Genomic DNA, 18,714 nt, shown 5'->3' on the forward strand with positions numbered 1-18,714 from the left:
GATGGGCAATCAGATGAAATTAAAACTCATGATAGTATGTGCCGTTATCAGCCTGGCTGGATGTGATTCAGGTACACCAAAATGCAACAGTGATGACGCTAAGAGTTTGGTGGTTGATATTGCCAAGAAGGAAATGTCAAAAAGCTATCGCGCAGAGATATTTGAGAAATTACATCTTGCCGTAGAAAACGTCAGAACTATTGATCACCAAAACAAGCTTGATATATACCAGTGTGCGGCTGACCTGAAGCTGTTCCTCAAACCAGAACAATCAACCAGTATCCCAATAACCTATAATATCCAAAAAACGGATGATAACGACGGGCAGTTTTATATAAACATATTTGGTTTATAATCAAGCCAACATTAGGGATCCTTTTGGGTAAAGTAATTAATATTACTAAACCAAAAGGATATTCCATGAAAAAGGTCTTAGCTGTTGCTGCTATCATTACCGCTGTTGCCACATTATGTTGGTTCCTCAAATTTAAGGCAGAGAAAAAAGAGGTAGCCCTGCCAATTGACACTCCTTTCATCATTACATCTAAATTGCCAGGAAAATGTAGGGTCACCGCTATATCAACGACTGATGAACCCGACCAAAATCCGCCCATAGCATGTGAAGTGCAGCTACTCTCAGGGGACTAACGTTACTACATTTCCTGAACAGATTGCCGATATATGACCAGAAGCGAGTGCATCCACAAAGATCTGAGCACCGCCCAGGACCTTAAAATCAAGCAGCAAACAATTTCCCCTTTGTAGTAAAGGCTAAGTTTAATGCTGCTTTGACAGCATATAGAGCTGACCTGTTTCCCATCTTTTAACGTGCCGTGGTGTTTGTAATGTCCAATTCTGGCACAATACTGCCCACGGCAACTACCACGGGCAGCTTTGAGCGAGGAGCGGACATCACCAATCGATTGTTATGCGACAGCTCCGTGTTCTGTTATAGGTATCCTTTTTGCGCGTCAGCCTCAGTCTGATACAGGTTAATTTCTCAGACAGACGAGATAATGATCCTGTTGTAATGCCAGAAAATACTTCCGCCGTACGGATCTGCTCTGTCAGGAGTGAATCACGGCAGACTGCAAAGAGTGAACATTACTCTCGAGATAGTGACTGAGGGGTTTACTGCACGTTTCGCTTAGCCAGGTATCAACTGCAATTCGCATAGCACCCACACCTGCCATAGCAGCGATTTTAAGTGCCTGCATGCTTTCCGTTTCCGGCCATAGCACGCAGAGGGCAGCATGAGCGGCCTCTTCCATTCGGAGAAACTTCATCTGGTTTGCCAGACGCAACTGTTCAGTCGACTGAGTGATTTTTGCTATCAGCATCGCAATGTCAGGCGACATATTTATCGTCATCGTCATCAGGGCTTCACTGACAAGGGTGAACGGCATAACCGTTTTGCCCCGTCTGAGTATTTCGGCATACAGGGCATCAGGCAGACCATTCTGCCAGGCCAGGATGATCTCTTCTTTAGAGCTGAAATAGTTGAAGAATGTGCGCCGTGCTATACCCGCTGCACTGGCGATATCATCAAGGGTTGTTGCCTCAAACCCTTTTTCGGAAAACAGTTTCAGGCCTGTTTCAGTAAGGTTTTGGTACATTTCCCTGCGCTTCCTGTCACGCAGACCTTCATGCTGTGATGACGCTTCTGACACGATACTTTCCCGTTTCTATTGAAATTATGCACTCAGTGCAATACATTTATTTGCACCGGGTGCAATTTTATCCCGGCCAGGCTAGCTTTCACAAGCCATAAAATTTATTCGCCCCTCCACAGCACGCATGTTCAGGAAAATCCTATGAAATATCACCTTACTGACGATATTTACACACCTGCCGGAACCCGCCTTAGCCTCAGGCGGATGGGTTATGGCACCATGCAACTTCCCGGGCCGCACGTATGGGGACTGCCACGTGATAAAGAGGCGGCAATTGCGGTGCTACGGGAGGCGGTAAATATGGGGGTAAACCATATCGATACCGCACAGTTTTATGGGCCCGATGTTGCGAATCAGCTGATACGCGAGGCACTGTCACCCTATCCGGACAGCCTGACTCTGGTCACCAAAGTAGGCTTTGTCCGGAGAGAAGATGCGTCCTGGCAGATTGATCGGAGTCCGGCAGGACTTGAACGCGCAGTGTTTGAAAATCTTGATACACTGGGACTCAGTACGCTTGACATTGTCAACCTGAGACTGGGGGATGCGAACGGACCTCAGGAAGCTCCCTTCGCTGAGTCACTTGAGGCGCTTGTCCGCTTACAGCAGAGAGGTTTAATCCGCCATATCGGGCTTAGCAACGTGACTCCCGGACAATTTGCTGAGGCGAAAGCTGTCGCTGACATTGTCTGCGTGCAGAATCAGTACAATCTTGTCAGCCGCAACGATGATGCTTTTATCGACGCGCTTGCAGAAGAAGGGGTGGCCTATGTACCCTTTTTCCCGCTCGGGGGATTTTCTCCGTTACAGTCCTCGCTGCTTACCCGGATTGCAGAAGAAGCCGGTGCGACACCAAAGCAGATAGCGCTTGCTTGGCTGCTTCAGCGATCACCCAATATTTTGGTCATAGCCGGTACTTCTTCGGTGGCGCATCTCCGCGAGAACCTTGCAGCAGCTAGCTTGTCGCTCTCGGCAGACCAGGTCCGCCGTCTTAATAAAATGAGTGAAAATAAATGAGAAAAGCCGCCGAAAGGCGGTTTTGATTTATCTCAGGCTCAGAGGTGTTCCTGTGCGTCATACAGCGCGAGGAAACGGATTCAGCACTGCAACAATGCCAGTCAGTTATGTCATTGCCGGAAACAATCCTTCAAAACATCCGCTCCTAGCACGAAGCGGACCGCCTAAAGCGCCGCGAGGTCTGCTATGAGCGAATAGCAGACTTTACGCTCACAACGACTGATTGTTACCGTTATATTTGATATAACATCCCTGTACGTCCTGCGACTATGCACGTTCAGCGCCAGCGTTCCATTCGGTACCGGACAGTGATTCCACTCTCAGACATGGTATGAATGTAACCGGGTTGGTTCAACGTCTGATCGATTGCCTTAGTACGATGCGTTTTATATTTTTGTCTAGCCTCTTCTGGAAAGTTTTCACCAGTCACCATTTCATCCCAGCTTTCATAGGATTTCTCCCCCGGAACCATAATGACTTTCCAGCGCTGAAACCGACGTTCGATCTTCTCCATTTATTGCATCTCACCCAGTAAAGTTATCAATGATTCACCTTAACACACTGTAAGCATAACCATTTAAGCTCCACGCACTTTTTGAGGTTTCCGGTTTTTCTATCATCAGCCGGTACTCTTCTGGTGACCGGTTATTCAGGTATTCAGGTATTCAGGTATTCAGGTATTCAGGTATTCAGGTATTCATGAGGCCGCTCGCTGTTGTATTCCGTGAGCCAGCGGGGATTTTGGGCTGAACACGCGCTAAGTTACAGTTGCTTACAAGAGAAAACTATGTATTAAATCAATGACGTTCCAAGCGTACTTACAATCAGGCGTCTATCATATTCAGCTTTGTCTTTGCTGAGGGCGGTAGCGTTCCTTCATATGCTCTCAATTAAACGGAATATCTAATGAGTGAAACAAAGCATATATCTGAAATGGCAGAAAAAGTAGCAGACAACTTGTTCGCAGTTTTTAAATGGGAAAGAAAGGTTGTTTCTGATCATAGTTGGGATTGTAACAGTCCAGAAGAGCATGGTGGAAAAAAAGATCATCCTTCAGATTGTATTTTTTATTACAGAGATCCTTACGATGGCGAAGTTAAATATATAAACACTGATCTAAAAAGTTATGCGAAAACTACAATAAGTAAAGAGCAAATTAATAAGGCAATCCATTCACTTTCATATGCAACTAATTGTGCGGCATATAATGAAAATTGGAGAAAGCTTTTCAAGCCGACAGGGAGTTTTTCAGTTATAGGAATGCTCTTTGTATATAACCATTGCGGTGGTTATAACGGGAATTTTTCAGAAATAATCGCAGAGATTGGAAGTGATGATAATCATTTAGATAGTGACAAAATGATTTGTATTTTCTCTCCCTATCAAATTACTACTTTGAATAGCATTGCCAGTGATATTAGAGTAATGATAGGCAAGGATGAGTTACCTAAGTTGAATAAATTTAGTTACTATCATCCAAATGAAATGCTAATTAAAAATCATTTTGACCATGATTATACAGAGCCTGCTACCATTAATGTTTTATCTTCTCCTTGGATTATAATAAAACATGCGGAATGTGAAAGAGAGAAAGCTGGTTACTTAATATATTATACAAAAGATGGTTCAGAAGAGGAAGAGTTTGATTATTTTATTGATGCCTTAAGTTATTATCAAATAATAGATAATACTATTAACGTTAGGATTAAACTTACCAAAAAGAATGATCACGCTGCTAATAATTTAATAACTGCTATATGTAAATATTATAAGTTTTTAGGCCGCAGTGAAGAAGAGTCAAGAGCTTTAGCCAACAACATGGTTAAAGGTACAATTGATCAAGTTGTTCCACAATTTTCGCCGATTGAGTTGGGGGTGTTGTCGTGAGTGATGTAGAGAAAAAATATGGTCATAGCATATATTATATGAATGATCAAAACATAAGAGATGGTCTTTTAGCTCAAAAAATAAAACCTTTGCATTTAATTAAAATTTTAAAGGAGCGAAATATCATTGTTTCGCCTTTAGCGTCTAAAGAAGAATTGATTAACATACTAAAATACCTCAGATTCGACTATTATGAATATGTTTATTTATCCTCCTTACTTGCTAATCAGGATAAAAAGGAAAGTAAGTCGAGTATTGATATTGATAAAAAGGTTACAACAACGCAGATTGTACAAACCTTTGATGCAATAAAAGGCGCCTTAGAGGACCATCAAATAACTGCGAATGTTCAAAAGTTTGGGCGTAATAAAGTAGTAATCAATTATGAATACGTGGAATTTGATCATTCAAAACCACCTATGCGCCAAAAATCATTCCGCAAAGGCATTGTTGAATGTGACATAAATGATAAGGGAGCTATGTTAAATTACCCCGCTAATAAAGTTGGCTCTATTATAAAGGAGCATTTGATTAGTCAACTTTCTACAAAGCTACAAACAGAGTTAAAACCAATTGAGTTTGATTTTGAATTCTCTAGCATACCGACAAGAAACAAATTTTTCCTGGAAGTAATAAATAATGTCGAAAATTATGATGTTTATGATGTAGTCACTGTTGCAGTTAAAAAAGTTGATGATAAGAAGGAGCAGGAAAGTTCTTTGACAGATGAAAGTGAAAGTGTAGACGAAGCTTTCACTGGGGAGGTTAGGAATGCTATATTAAGAGGAAGGCAAATATTAACCTCTAAAATATATGGTAGTTTAAATGTCGATAACTATTACATTTATAAAATAACTTGGAAGATACGTAAGGTTATTCCAAAGGTTGGTTCGGATAAATCTGATTGTTACACTGTTGAGATAGAGTTTAGTGATAAAGATAAGGCTAAAGGGTTAAAATATTGTGTTAAAACAGTGCAAAAATATTCCTCAAGAGATAAACTTAATGTCACTACAGAAAATCCGTTGAAGAGCGATCAAGAAAATATAGGTAAGTTAATATATCAAACAGCTCTTAAAGTATATTCTTCATTACCGTAAAGAGACGCTGCGATGGAAAAAAGAATAGTATTTTATGATTTCGAATCGAAACTAAATCACGAGCAAATCGTTAACCGATTTCTTGAGCATCGTTTTACACATGATGCCAATTCTGGTTTTAGTCTAAATAAGAGAAATGATAATGGGATTTATTTTCGGCACATAAAAAAGAATATCAATATTGATAAGGTTGTGACGCCCTTCGGAGATGAGTATGAAAATACGACTATTGATTATGCTATCAATGAAGCTAAGATAAAAGACAATACGCTATATATTACCAACCCGACAAGATCACTAATACCATTCAGGACTGATTTATTGAAAGCCTTGGGTTTTCAATGTATTATTGCTAATAAAATTATCAACTTAAAGAATGTTATATCGTTACTGTGTAAACAGGAATATGATGTTAATTTGACTGATATTGAGCTTACAACCAACGAATTGTTCAAAGACTCGAGAGTGAAAATGGTTGTTTCTTCAAATTCTGATCTGATTAGCAAGATGAAAAACCATCTTGGAGATATTGATTCAAACTTAACTAAGATAGGTTTTAATATGAAAATCCTTAACGAGGAGTATTTTGTTGAAATTGGTTGTAAAGGAAGCGTCAAAATTAAAGGGAGGTTAGTAGAGGATTTTGCGGAGAATTATATTATTAGAAACTTTCTATCCTGACAGTTTGACGAAATTCAATTTTTTTGATGGCGTGTTTATAATTGCGTAGTTCTTTGTTTTATTTGATGGACACTCTGGGCTTGAACCAGCGACCAAGCGCCTGTAAGTAAGCCATAAGTATTGTCGCATGGCATTATGGGTAAATCAGACCGAGTAATTACCCGTGAGTCAGTGCGCAATCTGGTATAAAGTCTCCCCCAAATATCCCTAAAAACTCAAAATAGCGAATAATATATTGTAAATTATCGCGTTTAATTTTTTGTATATTAATAGTAAATTGAAACTGGCTAGTCTGAATTGAGTTGTTCACTTCCGCTTCTGGCACTGAGCTGATTGTCGGAGCTAATTGTGCCCAGAGTAGTAACGATATCAGATTAAGTCTGAGGCAATACAACTGAGTTAATAGGAAATATCGTGGTTAGCAGTAAGCAAGCTAGCCAAATAATTCGCCCAAACCTGTAACCACTTCTTGCACTCGGCATCATACTTATACAGGTTGTAGATTCTCTCAATACCACCACGCGTATGCCCTAACACGGCCTCTGCAACTTCATTTGGGCATTGCAAACGGGATAGCCCTGTCCGTACTGTACGGCGCAGATCGTGGGGCGTCCAGTGAGGTATATCAAGCATTTGACCGCTTTCACGTAAACGCCATGAATTCTCGGTCAGGTACTTCTGTTGAATTGGCCTTTTGGTCGCTTGAGAGGGGAATAGATATTTATCAGAGTTGAGGCGCAGAATTTTAAGAAAGTCGATAGCCTGAGTCGATAACTGGACATAACGCTCTACCCCAGTCTTGGTTTCTCGCAGATGTATAGTTCCCTTATCGAGATCTACATCATCCCAGGCCATGTTACAGACCTCGCCTGTTCGACACCCAGTCCAGAGCGTCAGCCGCAGCACATTTTTGATCGTTGGCGTATAAGCAGAGCCGGGAAGCCAATGCAGGAATTTAGCTAATTCTTTCTCACTCAGTATTCGAGTGCCACGTTCACAGGTCAGTTTGATGTTGGTCTGGCGCAGACTGGATTTAGCTAACAGTGCCGGGTTAGCAAAGCTGTCATCGAAGCGCCCTAAGCCAATTGCAAATTCATAGGCAGAGGATAGTTCACGCAACAGATTTCCTGCCTGAACTTTGGCACCTCGTTCAATCACTCCATTAACCAGTTCGACGATATCTTTACGAGTGATTTCTACTGCAACACGCGCACCTAATTTGGCAACTGCATCATTTTCCAATGTACGCCGCACCTCCTTTTGCCCTTTCTTTTTACGCGCTCCTGGAATGATTTTTCCGTCATTACTTTTACGGTCTTCTATCCGTTCAGTCAGGTACAGCTCAACCAACCCTTCAACTGTCAGCACTGCCGCTTTCGGTTTTTGGCTCTCTTCTAATAATCGTTGCTTCTCATCTTTCAGCTCAGACGCCGGACAGCGCCCTTCACTTCTGATTAGTTTGAGTTCTTGCAACTTCATGCGGGCCATTGCGAGCGAGGTTTGCGGGAAGCTTCCAATTTTTACCTGTGACAGCTTATTGGTCACTGGGCTAGTATAGCGGTAGAAAAAGGTCTTGATACCAGAAGCGCCGCAAGTCACACGCAAGCCCCGGTTTTCACCCGTATCAGCTTTGTTTTTGTCCGTGGGCTTCATCATTTCGATAGCTTTGGATGACAAAGGTTTGCCTGCTGGTTTATCCGTCATATAAGATCCATTTTATGGCTAACCACTTGACTTAATTAGGCTAAAATACAGCTTTTCTTACCAAGTGTAGGTTGTGCGTTTATTGAGTACAATTATACCATAACCTACATAACAACCTACACTTTGACCTACACTTACAAGCGGGTTTTGGTGATTTCTTATGAGACAACGTGATACTTAATGATAATAACTAAAATCACAATTCACTTTAAATTCAATGGAATAAATAAATTATGTCTATGATTGACAACAAAAATTTAGATAGCCACACACCAATGATGCAGCAGTACCATTTTTCAGTGATTAAGCTGTTGAAATTGAGGAACAAAGTGTTTATTGAGTAGGCTCTAGTTTACTGATGGGATACAATTTGGGGAATTGTAGGTGTGTTTTGATAGAAGCAGATAACTAACCTTTCCTCAGAGCAAAAAAACCACAGATTGGTTGTTTACTCACCTCCACTCAATAGATACACTATTTGCAAGGATTTACAATAGCATAAGGAAAAGGAGCATGGCCTTACACGGAAAATTGATATTGAATGGGGCAGATTATGCACCTTTCAATCTGTATGGTGTGGGTGTTTTCATGGCTTTCTCTGGTAAAGGGGTATACCGGAATAAAGGAGCATGTGGAGCTATTCCGAGCGACGGCCCACTGCCGCCGGGAAAGTACTGGATAGTAGAGCGAGGAGCGGGTGGGCTAGGCTCTTGGGTTAAAGCTAAGGCACAAGATCTATACAACAAATTTTACTATGGCGCTGAATTTGGGCGGGATGAGTGGTTTGCTCTATACAAGGATGATTGGGGTATTGATGACGGGACTTGGATTAATGGTGTTCACCGTGGATTGTTTAGGCTTCATCCGGGGAGAGTGTCTGAGGGGTGTATAACAATCGCACATAACTCCGACTATGCTCTCATCAGAAATGCACTTCTAAGAACGGCTCCAATACAAGTCCCTTGTATGCGATCACTTATGGCTCGTGGTTGGGTTGAGGTAGTAGCCAATGGCTCAAACACTTGCCCGTAGAATTGCGAAAGTTATATTTTATATTATTCTGTCTCTGGTCGTAGCTCGCACCTTAGGTGCTCCTGAAAATTGGATAAGCGACAAGTTCTATTCATGGCTTGGTCATCTTATTTATGGCTCAGGGGAAATAGGTGCTGACAATTACTATGATCTTTATTTTTACGTGTCCATAATAACAGTTTTTTCTATAACAACTTTAATCTATTTAGTTACAATGAAGTTAATTAACAAAATAAGGAACAAATAATATGCCAATTCCTCCGTATATGTGGCTTAAAGATGATGGTGGTGCAGATATTAAAGGTTCTGTTGATGTTCAAGATCGTGACGGTAGCATAGAAATTATTGGGTTAAGCCACGGTATAAATCTTCCAGTGGATAATGCGAATGGTAAAATCACCGGCACTCGTCAGCATTCTTCTATGATGATTGAAAAAGAAGTGGATAGTTCCACCCCATATCTTTATAAAGCAGCAGCTACTGGTCAGACTTTAAAAAGTGCTGAAATCCGTTTTTATCATATCAGTGATGCCGGACAAGAAGTTTGCTATTACACTGTCCTAATGGAAAATGTGAAAATTACGGGTGTTAATTGTGGTGTGCCAAATGTGAAATTAGCTGGCAACGATAAAATGAACCATGTGGAAAGTGTCAGCTTACAGTATGAAAAAATCACCTGGCGAATTGTTGATGGCAATATTCAGTATACTGATGCCTGGAACGAAAGAGCAACAGCATAAACAAGGCCCTGCGGGGCTTTTTAGTTGAAAAGTGAATGCAATCATAATGGAGATCTTTTAAATGAAAACCGTTCAAGACAAAGCTCTGGAACTATTTCGAGAAGAGATCTCTGGGTATTTAGACAGAAACAGGAAAGAAATCCCGTTAGAACTTAATTCTGATTTATTTGAAGCTCCCGGCGATGATCTGCATGAAGCTTTGGATAAATTTGAAAAACAATTTAATGTAGATTTATCACAAGTTAAATGGTCGTATTATTTCCCTTGGGAGAATACTCCACTGCTTATACGATGGTTTAAATTAAAACGGGAAGATGTTGAACGAACCCGTAAACCTTTAACAATCAGAATGTTTTCCGAATCAGCGAAAGCAGGAAAGTGGCTTTATGACTGATATAAATATAACATATTAATTAGAGGTGGATAGTTATGGATTTCATCAATAAGTTAGGACTATATGCAGAATATTTTAATTTCTTTATTCAAAACTACTTAATCTGGGCGATTATTTTAATAGTTGCATTCTTTTTTATTATAGCAAAATATCGTAAAGCTCACTTTTCAGATCAATTAAAAGCGAAGAAATACGTTATCTTCGCCTGCATTGCAATTGTTGCTATATTATTAGCACTCATATTTAATTCCGTTAAGAACGTCGATAACTCGCACCGTAAAACGAACGTTTTTTCAGAATTAAGTTATTAATTCACCAAGTTGTAATTATTAACCAAACTCCATATACAATCGGAACAAGGGCAATCAAAACGACTTGCTCCGATAGTTCTTTTTTGTTCCACCAATGATTATATTTATTTACAGCTTTATTTATTAACGAAACCATTATATCACCCCTCAGTTATTATTTAATAATCTTACATTTTTAATAACAAAAATACGCATAAAGTCAACTCTATATAGAATAAACATATTGATCATCCAATTGCAAAACCGTAAAATATTTATGCTATTTTTAACCTGAAAGGGTATTGTTATCAAATAAGAGAGATATATATGAAAGCTTACACACTAAAAGAACATAAAGATTCAGGAGAACTTCACCTCTTTGAAGGAGATATGCTTCCGAACGATCCTGAATATAAATGTAATTCAAAGGTAAAATCTGTATGCAAAAAAATGGACAAATCAGATAGTAAAAAAAACCGTTTCACATGCGCTACTGAGCAAGAAGCAAGGGAGAAAATCGCTAAAATAGGAAGAAAAGTTTGTGGGACTTGTGTCAGTCATTTATACGAATCCTACTAATATTAAACTGCAATCTCCCAATATTTAAATGATGGTCATATACAATCGGAACAAGTGCAATATCTAGCACTTGCTCCGATGATTTTTCAACCCGCAAAAGAACCAATAAACAATTTAATTGCCACTCCTTCTAATTAAAAATGCTATATATCACATAGTCATTGATAAATATATCCAACACATTATATGTAGATAACTCAATTAAAGGGGGGTAAAATTATCATAACTCAATCCCCCAGAGGACATGTATGAAACGAATAATTGGTTATCTCTTCACCCTGCTTCTGCTCGTTGCCCTTGTGTATGCTGGGTTAGTTAAAGGGGATGTGTTCCCTGAATGGATCATGAGCAAGAAGCTGATGATCCGTTGTGGCCTGATAGGAGTGCTTGGTGGGACCCTTTACTGCCTCCGTGGTGTGTATATAAACAAGTGTGTCAGAAACTGCTGGGATGACCGTTGGCATGTTTGGTATGTGTTGAGGCCTATTGTTAGTGGTATATGTGGTGTTGTGGCTTACCTGTTCCTTAAAGCGGGTTTAATAGTGTTAGATGCATCACAAAATGGCAGTGGTGGTGACTACGGATATATGGCATTTGCCTTCTTTGCAGGGTTGAATGTCGATAAGTTCGTTGGCAAAATTGAAGATGTTGGTATGGCTATTTTTGGGATTGAAAAATCTCGCACAGCAAGATCGGGTGATAATTCTGATCAGAAATAATTAACAAGGATATAATATGTCTGCAAAGATATCTTTCTTTCCTGTTGGCAATGGGGATATGACACTCATCCAAACGGAAGATGGGCAAAATATTTTAATCGATTGCCACATAAGAAAAGGGAAGGAACACCCCGATGTTCTTTCTCAGTTAAGAGAAAAGCTGGATCGTGATGAGAAAGGTAGATTATTTATCCATCTATTTATTTGGTCTCATCCCGATAAAGATCATTGTTCTGGAATTTCTGAGCACTTCCATTTAGGCAAACCCGAAGACTGGAGTGAAAGGTCAGATAAAATCTTTATTAATGAAATCTGGTCCAGTCCGATAGTATTTAGGCGACACCATGCACAAAATCATAATTTAGTCCAAGATGCAAGAGATCTTAATTCAGAAGTAAAACGAAGAGTTAATCTTTACAAAGAAAAACGATATTTAGATGGTGTCGGTAATCAAGTTTTAATCTTAGGTAAAGATGAAAATGGTAAAACTGATGATATCCCTAATATTGTACTGCAACTTGATAATACAACTCGACTAATTAATGGTGCATATTCATACAATTTTGAAGCTCATTTGCTTGCACCATCACCAAAAAAAGATTTGGATGAGGATGAAGATAAGTTAGGTAAGAATCATTCAAGTGTAATTATCAATTTTGAGTTAAAAGGCGATAATAAAACAGCATTCTTTTTAAGTGGTGGTGATGCGGAAGTTGTTTGTTGGGAAGGTGTCCGTAACCGCCTGTTTAAAAATTACAATATGTCGTGGCTTGATTACGATATACTACAAACTCCACATCATTGCTCTTGGCGATCTTTATCGCATGATAGTTCAAGCGGTAAAGGAGATGAAGCAAAAACCTCCGAACTGGCGATGGAAGTATTCAACCGAGCAAAACAAAATGCATTTATAATTGCAAGTTCAGATCCTATTGCAGATGATGCTAATGATCCCCCATCATATCGAGCCAAAGAAGAATATGAAAAAATAATAGATGATGTGCAAGGTCAGTTTTTATGTGTGTCAGACCATAAAAAGAATGGAGAGAATATTCCATTAGAGATTGAAATTTCGGATAATGGTATTAAGAAAATCGCTGCATCTGCATTAGGTATGGCTGAATCATCAAGTGCCGCTGTAAATAGACAAGGTGGTGGTGGTTATGCCTGATTGTCTTAATAAAAAGATAGATCAGTTGAGCACAATCCTTGCACCTTATGGTGCAAGGAAGCTTTCTACGAATGAATTATCAAAATTCAACGATAAATATGTTTGTGCTTGGGAATTAATAACTGATTTAGAACTTAGTAATGAACCTATTGTATTGCAACTAAGATACAAAACTCTTAGTCAATTTGACATTCCAGATGTGTTTATTTCCTCACCCAAAATTGATGTTTGCCAACTCCCGCACTTGGAAAAAAATGGTAAGTTATGTGTTTGGCCTGACAGTTATATCATCGATCATAATGATATGACCTATGCAGTCGATTTACTAAATGATGCTATACTAATGCTAAGAAAAGGGATAAATGGAGATTTAAATGAAGATTTTATTGATGAGTTCCAGAACTATTGGATTTATCAATGTAATAAAATAGATCGACTTATAAGCCTGTGTGATCTAACAAATAAAAACACAAGGTTGGTTTTCGGTTATCGGACTCGGAAATTTGGAGTAATATATTCTGACACACAAAAAGAATTAATTAACTGGTTGGAAAATCAAAAAATATTGCCATTAGAATCGGATGGAAGTAATTCAAAAGATAAGCGAATAAGGCAACAGCATCTATCTAAAATAGTTTCAATTCCATTGATATTCTTCGATGAAGCCTGGTATCCGAGTCAGTATCCCAAAACTGCAAGGGATTTTTTTGAACTCATAAATCAGCAACAGGAAGATTCAGAAAGCACTATTGAATTGATCTTAAGATCTTGTGCTAATATGTTCAATGTCAAGCCAATAATTCTAATTTCATTCCCAACTCCTTCTGGGATGAATATTATAGGAATACAGATTCCCAAGGGAGTTAGTGATCTTGCCTCAGACCGCTTCGATACCAGAGGTCTTAGTCGGGGCCGATTTAGAAATACAGCTTTATTAGATGGATATAGAAATTACATCGATGGAAAGATTTTAAAAAATAGAATAGGCCAAACTAAAACAGAAAATCTCATAGTTGACCGTTCTGACGATTCTTGGTTAACGGGCCGTGAGCATAACAAAACTTACAAGAAAATCTCTGAACATAAAGTAGCTATCGTCGGATGTGGTTCAGTAGGATCTTCGGTATCAAGACTGTTACTTCAATCAGGCATTAGAAAAATGATGCTTTGGGATGATGATTTAATGAAGAGTGAAAACTCTTCTCGTCATCTATTAGGATTTGATTCTGTTTATAAAAATAAAGCATTAGCTCTTGCCTCAAGGCTACGGGAAGAGTTTCCAAATGCCTATATAGAAGCTTTTAATGAAGATTGGACAGAAGATTCCAAGAATAACAAAAAAATTGCAGAAGCCGATATTATAGTAAGCTGCACTGCACATTGGAATACTGAACAGCAGTTAATTAAAAGACAGTCGGAAGACATTCTTGGTGCTATTGTCTTTGCATTTGTTGAAGCTCATGCAATGGCTGGGCATGTAATAGTCAACCAAGTGGATTCTAATGCTTTTAATAGCTGGCATATTACAGAAGGTAAATATATTGGTGCATTAAAATATCCTGCTACTGACTGGAAAGAAAATACTCGCAAAAGAATAGCTGCATGTGCCGGAGAGTTCCAGCCATACGGAGCTATCCCATTGACTAATTTACATGCTCTAACTGCAAGAACAGTAATAGATCTTATTATGGCTCGTTTTTCAAATGAATCTTTTGCTTATAGTTATTTAGGAAGAGAAGCAGAACTTTTAGAGTTGGGTGGAAAATGGAATAATAAATGGATAGCACAATTCGGAAACCCAGAAAAAGGTGATTGTATTATACCTCTTATTTTTAAAAATTCTAATTGGGAAAAATGCGATGCATAAATTTGATTGTACCGAATTAGATTTTAAAATATGCATCAGCCAAAGCATAGTAGATGAATTATTTTCTCACCGTCAAACCCACTGTTTCAGTAAAGAATCTGGAGGTATGTTATTTTCAAATAATCTTAATGACTCAGAGGTTGAAATTAATAAAATTACTATCCCTGGCCCTTCTGACTTGCGGAGAAGAAATTATTTCAAGTTAGACGAGAAGAAAGCCAAAGCAGATATTACTTCATTATTTAAAGAGGGATTTCACTATTTGGGTGATTGGCATACACATAACGAAGCCGTAGCAAACCCTTCTGGGACGGATATCCGCAGTATCCAAGACTTATTTATAAAATCAGGACATACAAGACCCTTTTTCATCATGCTAATAATTCCGAACAAAGCGAATATTTCCAATTGTTATTTGGTAGCAGCAGATGGGGAAAAATTACATAAATTTAAATATTGTTTAGAAAGGAAGGATTTTGAATGAATAACTCATTACATCCAAACTGTATCAAAGCTGCAATAGGGATAGTGGGTATTGGAATTATAGCTGTTATAGTGGTAGTCATTGTAAAAGAACTCAACAATGAAATCCTTTCTAAATATTGGTTGCTAGTTCCTCCAATTTTAATAGCTTTTGGTTTTTCTATTTTCTACGAAAAATTGAAAAAGATTGCAGAGTTTATTTTCTCCATTGCTTCTGCATTGGGAGCATTGACTTTGTGTATTGATACTTTGGCAAATACACAGAATGATCTATTCCCATATTTTTTTCAAAGTGTTATAGGGTATTTAATTATAGTTGTAATAGCTTCTCTTTCATTAGCAAAAATAATTTCCGCAATTATATTAAAAAAATTACCATAAATACGGATGAATGCTAATAATGCGGAGATTATACCTTATCTCTGCATTTATTTTCAAAAAAGTAAAAGAATGGGAAAGCCATCATGTAAAAGAAACTAGCTAATACTACGAATACCTCCACGACACTTCCATCTTTATATAATGGCTGACTGAATGGTAGATTAAAGAAAAAACAGACTACAAAGATTATGGCCATTAAATTTTGATATCTTTTATTACCCTTCATATATACCTCTTTTATATAATTGCTATGTTTAATTCTTTATACATTATGAAACAACTTTGTCAATTATCTAAACTTCTTATATTATTATTTAGCAAGGGCTAACTTATCGAAGCTACGCTTCTCAAGTTGACCTTGCTTTTTCGCCCTTCGGTTGAAAAAGAACATCAAAAACTAAAAACCATAATGCAAAAACACTCTGAAGATGTTGTATTATTTCAGCAATAGCTTCGTTTTTATTCAACCTAAATTACCTGTATACATTGACATTTTTCTTTTGTGAAATATAAATATTCTAAGCATAAGGAATATGCTTCGGATAAAAACACGAATGGAGTTCGTATGGAAAATACTTTTAATAAAATTAATAAAAATGAATCATATCAAAATTTACTAAGAACGCATTGCATCAGTGTTCGACTGAACCATGAAGAACTACAGCTTCTCAATGCTAAACGTGGAGAGAAAAGCAAGGGGGAATGGCTCAGATTAGCTTCTCTTGATAAGCTTCCCATAGTAGTTCCTTCGATCAACATAGAAGCTTGGAAATCCCTCAGCGAAATATCACAGAAGCTGAACAAGCTACTTATTCATCTCGAAAGTAAAAGCACTGGTGGTGAGCTTACAAAGACAGAGATCTTCGCAGTGAAGCGCCAAATTTCTGAGCTTCGCTTCTGTCTTACATCCTCCAAGAGATCTATGAGTTAGCTTTAATGAAAGGAATGCAAAAAATCAAAAGAGGGAAAACCTTTAACGGGCTAATTTCTTATTTATTAAAACCTGCTTCGCACCACAAGTCAGATCCGTATGTGGTCGGTGGCAATGTCATAGAAAGCTTCTCAGAAGCACTAAGTGCAGAGTTCAATGCGACGAAGCTCCTACGATCCGATGTAAGTAAACCTGTATGGCATAACTCTTTACGTCTTCCTGTTGGTGAGAGTTTACCAATGCAGAAATGGAAACAGATAGCTGATGACTACATGAAGCGTATGGGCTTCTCTGAAACGCATCTACGTGCATACGTGCTTCATGATGATAAAGATGGCCAACATATTCACATAGTAGCAAGTCGCATCGATGCAACATCCGGGAAGCTCTACTTAGGTAAAAATGAGAACCTTATCAGCACACGTATCATCCAGGAACTTGAAAAGGACTACCAGCTAACAAGAACTAAAGGAACTGATGCTATGAAACCTTCTTCCTCACCTGCCAAACGTAAAAAATCACGTAATGAAGCAATGTTAGAAGAGAGAACTGGCGAGAAATGTGCAAAGACAATCATACAAGAAGCTATAGATACACTCATAACCAGCAAGATTTCCGAAGAAAGGTTTGTACAGCAGCTTGCAGATCAGAAGATAAAAGCAATCCCCAACAGGGCTTCAACCGGAAAAATGAACGGTTTTTCCTTTGAATACGCCAAAATTTCATTCAAAGCATCCCAATTAGGTAAAAAGTATTCATGGAAGAACTTAGAACCATTTATTGTTATGAGTTCTCTTCCTGATAAAAATGAGTCTTGTGTTTTGAATGACATTAGAGAAAATTTTAATGAAGCCAAAGAAACAGGAAAAAATGATTTATCTTCAGAAGAACATCAAACAGTAATTAAATCTTGCTTACCCCTGTTCAACCCAACAGATATTTTATTACCCTTACCAGAAAAAGCAGTGTCTGAAAATAATAATGTTTATACAGGAAAAGTTAAGCCCAATAGCAAGAGTTATATCAACATAACAATGAGGTGGTTAGAAACCATTCCTTTTATAGATTTGATAGTCAACACCTTCAAAAAGCTAAACAATTCATTGTTAAAAGGTTACAAAAAGCCCTTCAGGATTTTTTCTGCCACGTTCCTTTCTTTAGAACCACCATCTCTTTTATCTGTTGAAAAATACACTCAAAAAAGCGGTTTTGGACTGAAAAATTAATCATGATAGAGCTATAAATAGCTATACCACTGATTTTACGGAAAATAATTGATCGTTTATACCGATCTATAAAGTAACAATGATAGGCATCAACTATCAAATTATAAAATATCGATCGGTACAAATGATTTGATAACTTTGCAGCTTCGTACACAATGTACGTTGAAGGGACTATCGGCTAATAGATTGATTTTACTAGCCTATTTTCATTTTTTTTACATCGTACAGGAACAAACGTATGAAATACTTCATGATGAAGCGTGTATTGCTGGCGATTGCACTCCCTGTTTTTGTTGCTTATTTTGGGGGGGCTAAGGTTATGTCAGTTTATTGGGTACCCCTGTTTTTTATCAGTGCTATGTTATGTGCAACAGCTTATGGCAAATATGTCGTTAAAAAAAATAACTCTGCCACTTTGAATTATCTTAATGATAATAATGATGGGATCTATCGTCATAAATTCAATGATTGTGAAATCCGGTTAGACACAAATAAACAAGAGGTTTTCCTTAAAAATAGCGAAGGAGCAAATACATATTCTTTTGAGGAAATTAAAGAGTGGAGCTACAACATTACCTATGGTGGTGAAGTTGCAGGTGCTGGATTAAGCAGTATCAGAGAGAACGGTAAAACATTAAGTCAAAACATCGCTGATACAGGTCTCTTTATCCGCGTAAAAGACGTTCGTAAACCAGAATGGCATATCCGGTTCTATCCTCGTAATGATTCTTTTAACTCTCGTAAGGGCATTAATGATCTCAAAGCACAACTTAATCAATGGATGGAGATCTTTGATCAGAACTTGAATCCAGCATGAAATTAAGTATCTTATACTTAAA

At 38.2% G+C, this 18,714-nt stretch carries 22 protein-coding genes and 1 pseudogene; 19 read left to right on the plus strand and 4 right to left on the minus strand.

Features of this window, described 5'->3' with window-relative positions; genetic code table 11:
* The first annotated feature begins 13 nt into the window (after positions 1-13).
* Together ACF3VQ_RS16690 and ACF3VQ_RS16695 are read left to right on the plus strand one after the other, a co-directional pair.
* On the plus strand, positions 14-355 hold the full coding sequence (locus ACF3VQ_RS16690; protein ID WP_050878924.1) for a hypothetical protein: 342 nt from the start codon (positions 14-16) through the stop codon (positions 353-355).
* Between the two features lie 65 nt (positions 356-420).
* Positions 421-648, plus strand: a complete 228-nt coding sequence (locus tag ACF3VQ_RS16695; protein ID WP_392432209.1) for a hypothetical protein — start codon at positions 421-423, stop codon at positions 646-648.
* A gap of 419 nt (positions 649-1,067) precedes the next feature.
* Here the strand turns inward: ACF3VQ_RS16695 and ACF3VQ_RS16700 are convergent, their stop codons facing one another.
* On the minus strand, positions 1,068-1,616 hold the full coding sequence (locus ACF3VQ_RS16700; RefSeq protein ID WP_392432210.1) for a helix-turn-helix domain-containing protein: 549 nt from the start codon (positions 1,614-1,616) through the stop codon (positions 1,068-1,070).
* 198 nt (positions 1,617-1,814) lie between these two features.
* On the opposite strand from ACF3VQ_RS16700, the gene ACF3VQ_RS16705 reads away from it, so the two are divergent.
* Positions 1,815-2,690 (plus strand): oxidoreductase, encoded by an 876-nt coding sequence (locus tag ACF3VQ_RS16705; protein WP_392432211.1) that lies wholly within the window; start codon positions 1,815-1,817, stop codon positions 2,688-2,690.
* Between the two features lie 277 nt (positions 2,691-2,967).
* Here ACF3VQ_RS16705 and ACF3VQ_RS16710 read toward each other — a convergent pair whose 3' ends face one another.
* Both ACF3VQ_RS16710 and ACF3VQ_RS16715 read right to left on the minus strand, forming a co-directional pair.
* Positions 2,968-3,204, minus strand: a complete 237-nt coding sequence (locus tag ACF3VQ_RS16710; RefSeq protein WP_155483167.1) for a hypothetical protein — start codon at positions 3,202-3,204, stop codon at positions 2,968-2,970.
* A 34-nt stretch (positions 3,205-3,238) separates the two neighbouring features.
* A pseudogene (locus ACF3VQ_RS16715) lies at positions 3,239-3,425 on the minus strand (hypothetical protein); the annotation flags it as partial.
* A 171-nt stretch (positions 3,426-3,596) separates the two neighbouring features.
* Here ACF3VQ_RS16715 and ACF3VQ_RS16720 point away from each other — a divergent pair.
* The 3 genes from ACF3VQ_RS16720 to ACF3VQ_RS16730 are packed head-to-tail and all read left to right on the plus strand — an operon-like array spanning position 3,597 to position 6,358.
* The gene (locus tag ACF3VQ_RS16720; protein WP_392432212.1) at positions 3,597-4,577 is read left to right on the plus strand and encodes a hypothetical protein; all 981 of its coding nucleotides are present in this window, start codon (positions 3,597-3,599) and stop codon (positions 4,575-4,577) included.
* Positions 4,574-5,677 (plus strand): hypothetical protein, encoded by a 1,104-nt coding sequence (locus tag ACF3VQ_RS16725; protein WP_392432213.1) that lies wholly within the window; start codon positions 4,574-4,576, stop codon positions 5,675-5,677. Before ACF3VQ_RS16720 ends, ACF3VQ_RS16725 begins: the two co-directional genes overlap by 4 nt.
* 12 nt (positions 5,678-5,689) lie before the next feature.
* Positions 5,690-6,358 carry a hypothetical protein gene (locus ACF3VQ_RS16730; protein WP_392432214.1) on the plus strand — a complete coding sequence of 223 codons (669 nt, stop codon included), beginning with the start codon at positions 5,690-5,692 and terminating at the stop codon, positions 6,356-6,358.
* A gap of 399 nt (positions 6,359-6,757) precedes the next feature.
* Here ACF3VQ_RS16730 and ACF3VQ_RS16735 read toward each other — a convergent pair whose 3' ends face one another.
* On the minus strand, positions 6,758-8,062 hold the full coding sequence (locus ACF3VQ_RS16735; RefSeq protein WP_050878917.1) for a site-specific integrase: 1,305 nt from the start codon (positions 8,060-8,062) through the stop codon (positions 6,758-6,760).
* 513 nt (positions 8,063-8,575) lie between these two features.
* Between ACF3VQ_RS16735 and ACF3VQ_RS16740 the strand changes: the two genes are divergently transcribed.
* From ACF3VQ_RS16740 to ACF3VQ_RS16800, 13 genes are all read left to right on the plus strand, one after another.
* The gene (locus ACF3VQ_RS16740) at positions 8,576-9,094 is read left to right on the plus strand and encodes a DUF2778 domain-containing protein (protein WP_392432215.1); all 519 of its coding nucleotides are present in this window, start codon (positions 8,576-8,578) and stop codon (positions 9,092-9,094) included.
* Complete coding sequence (locus tag ACF3VQ_RS16745) at positions 9,072-9,341, plus strand: hypothetical protein (protein ID WP_392432216.1); 270 nt, start codon at positions 9,072-9,074, stop codon at positions 9,339-9,341. Before ACF3VQ_RS16740 ends, ACF3VQ_RS16745 begins: the two co-directional genes overlap by 23 nt.
* A gap of 1 nt (position 9,342) precedes the next feature.
* The gene (locus tag ACF3VQ_RS16750) at positions 9,343-9,834 is read left to right on the plus strand and encodes a type VI secretion system tube protein TssD (RefSeq protein WP_023187464.1); all 492 of its coding nucleotides are present in this window, start codon (positions 9,343-9,345) and stop codon (positions 9,832-9,834) included.
* A 61-nt stretch (positions 9,835-9,895) separates the two neighbouring features.
* Entirely contained in the window at positions 9,896-10,228 is a 333-nt protein-coding gene (locus ACF3VQ_RS16755) for a DUF1493 family protein (RefSeq protein WP_392432217.1), read from the plus strand.
* Between the two features lie 617 nt (positions 10,229-10,845).
* Positions 10,846-11,097, plus strand: coding sequence for a hypothetical protein (locus tag ACF3VQ_RS16760; RefSeq protein ID WP_392432218.1), 252 nt, complete (start codon positions 10,846-10,848; stop codon positions 11,095-11,097).
* Between the two features lie 248 nt (positions 11,098-11,345).
* Positions 11,346-11,816: a hypothetical protein gene (locus ACF3VQ_RS16765; protein WP_392432219.1), complete on the plus strand. Its 471-nt coding sequence runs from the start codon at positions 11,346-11,348 to the stop codon at positions 11,814-11,816.
* 16 nt (positions 11,817-11,832) lie between these two features.
* Positions 11,833-12,987 carry a hypothetical protein gene (locus tag ACF3VQ_RS16770; protein WP_392432220.1) on the plus strand — a complete coding sequence of 385 codons (1,155 nt, stop codon included), beginning with the start codon at positions 11,833-11,835 and terminating at the stop codon, positions 12,985-12,987.
* A complete protein-coding gene (locus ACF3VQ_RS16775) occupies positions 12,980-14,854 on the plus strand; it encodes a ThiF family adenylyltransferase (protein ID WP_392432221.1) in 1,875 nt (624 codons plus the stop codon). Before ACF3VQ_RS16770 ends, ACF3VQ_RS16775 begins: the two co-directional genes overlap by 8 nt.
* Positions 14,847-15,338, plus strand: coding sequence for a Mov34/MPN/PAD-1 family protein (locus ACF3VQ_RS16780; RefSeq protein WP_392432222.1), 492 nt, complete (start codon positions 14,847-14,849; stop codon positions 15,336-15,338). The genes ACF3VQ_RS16775 and ACF3VQ_RS16780 overlap by 8 nt, the downstream gene beginning before the upstream one ends.
* Entirely contained in the window at positions 15,335-15,718 is a 384-nt protein-coding gene (locus ACF3VQ_RS16785; protein WP_392432223.1) for a hypothetical protein, read from the plus strand. Before ACF3VQ_RS16780 ends, ACF3VQ_RS16785 begins: the two co-directional genes overlap by 4 nt.
* 565 nt (positions 15,719-16,283) lie before the next feature.
* Entirely contained in the window at positions 16,284-16,649 is a 366-nt protein-coding gene (locus ACF3VQ_RS16790; protein WP_124988833.1) for a hypothetical protein, read from the plus strand.
* A gap of 5 nt (positions 16,650-16,654) precedes the next feature.
* A complete protein-coding gene (locus ACF3VQ_RS16795; RefSeq protein ID WP_392432224.1) occupies positions 16,655-17,875 on the plus strand; it encodes a relaxase/mobilization nuclease domain-containing protein in 1,221 nt (406 codons plus the stop codon).
* Positions 17,876-18,113: 238 nt separating this feature from the next.
* The gene (locus ACF3VQ_RS16800) at positions 18,114-18,692 is read left to right on the plus strand and encodes a DUF4755 domain-containing protein (protein ID WP_049153502.1); all 579 of its coding nucleotides are present in this window, start codon (positions 18,114-18,116) and stop codon (positions 18,690-18,692) included.
* The last annotated feature ends 22 nt before the right edge of the window (positions 18,693-18,714 follow it).

This window comes from Yersinia fenwicki, assembly GCF_043099325.1.
GTDB lineage: Bacteria > Pseudomonadota > Gammaproteobacteria > Enterobacterales > Enterobacteriaceae > Yersinia.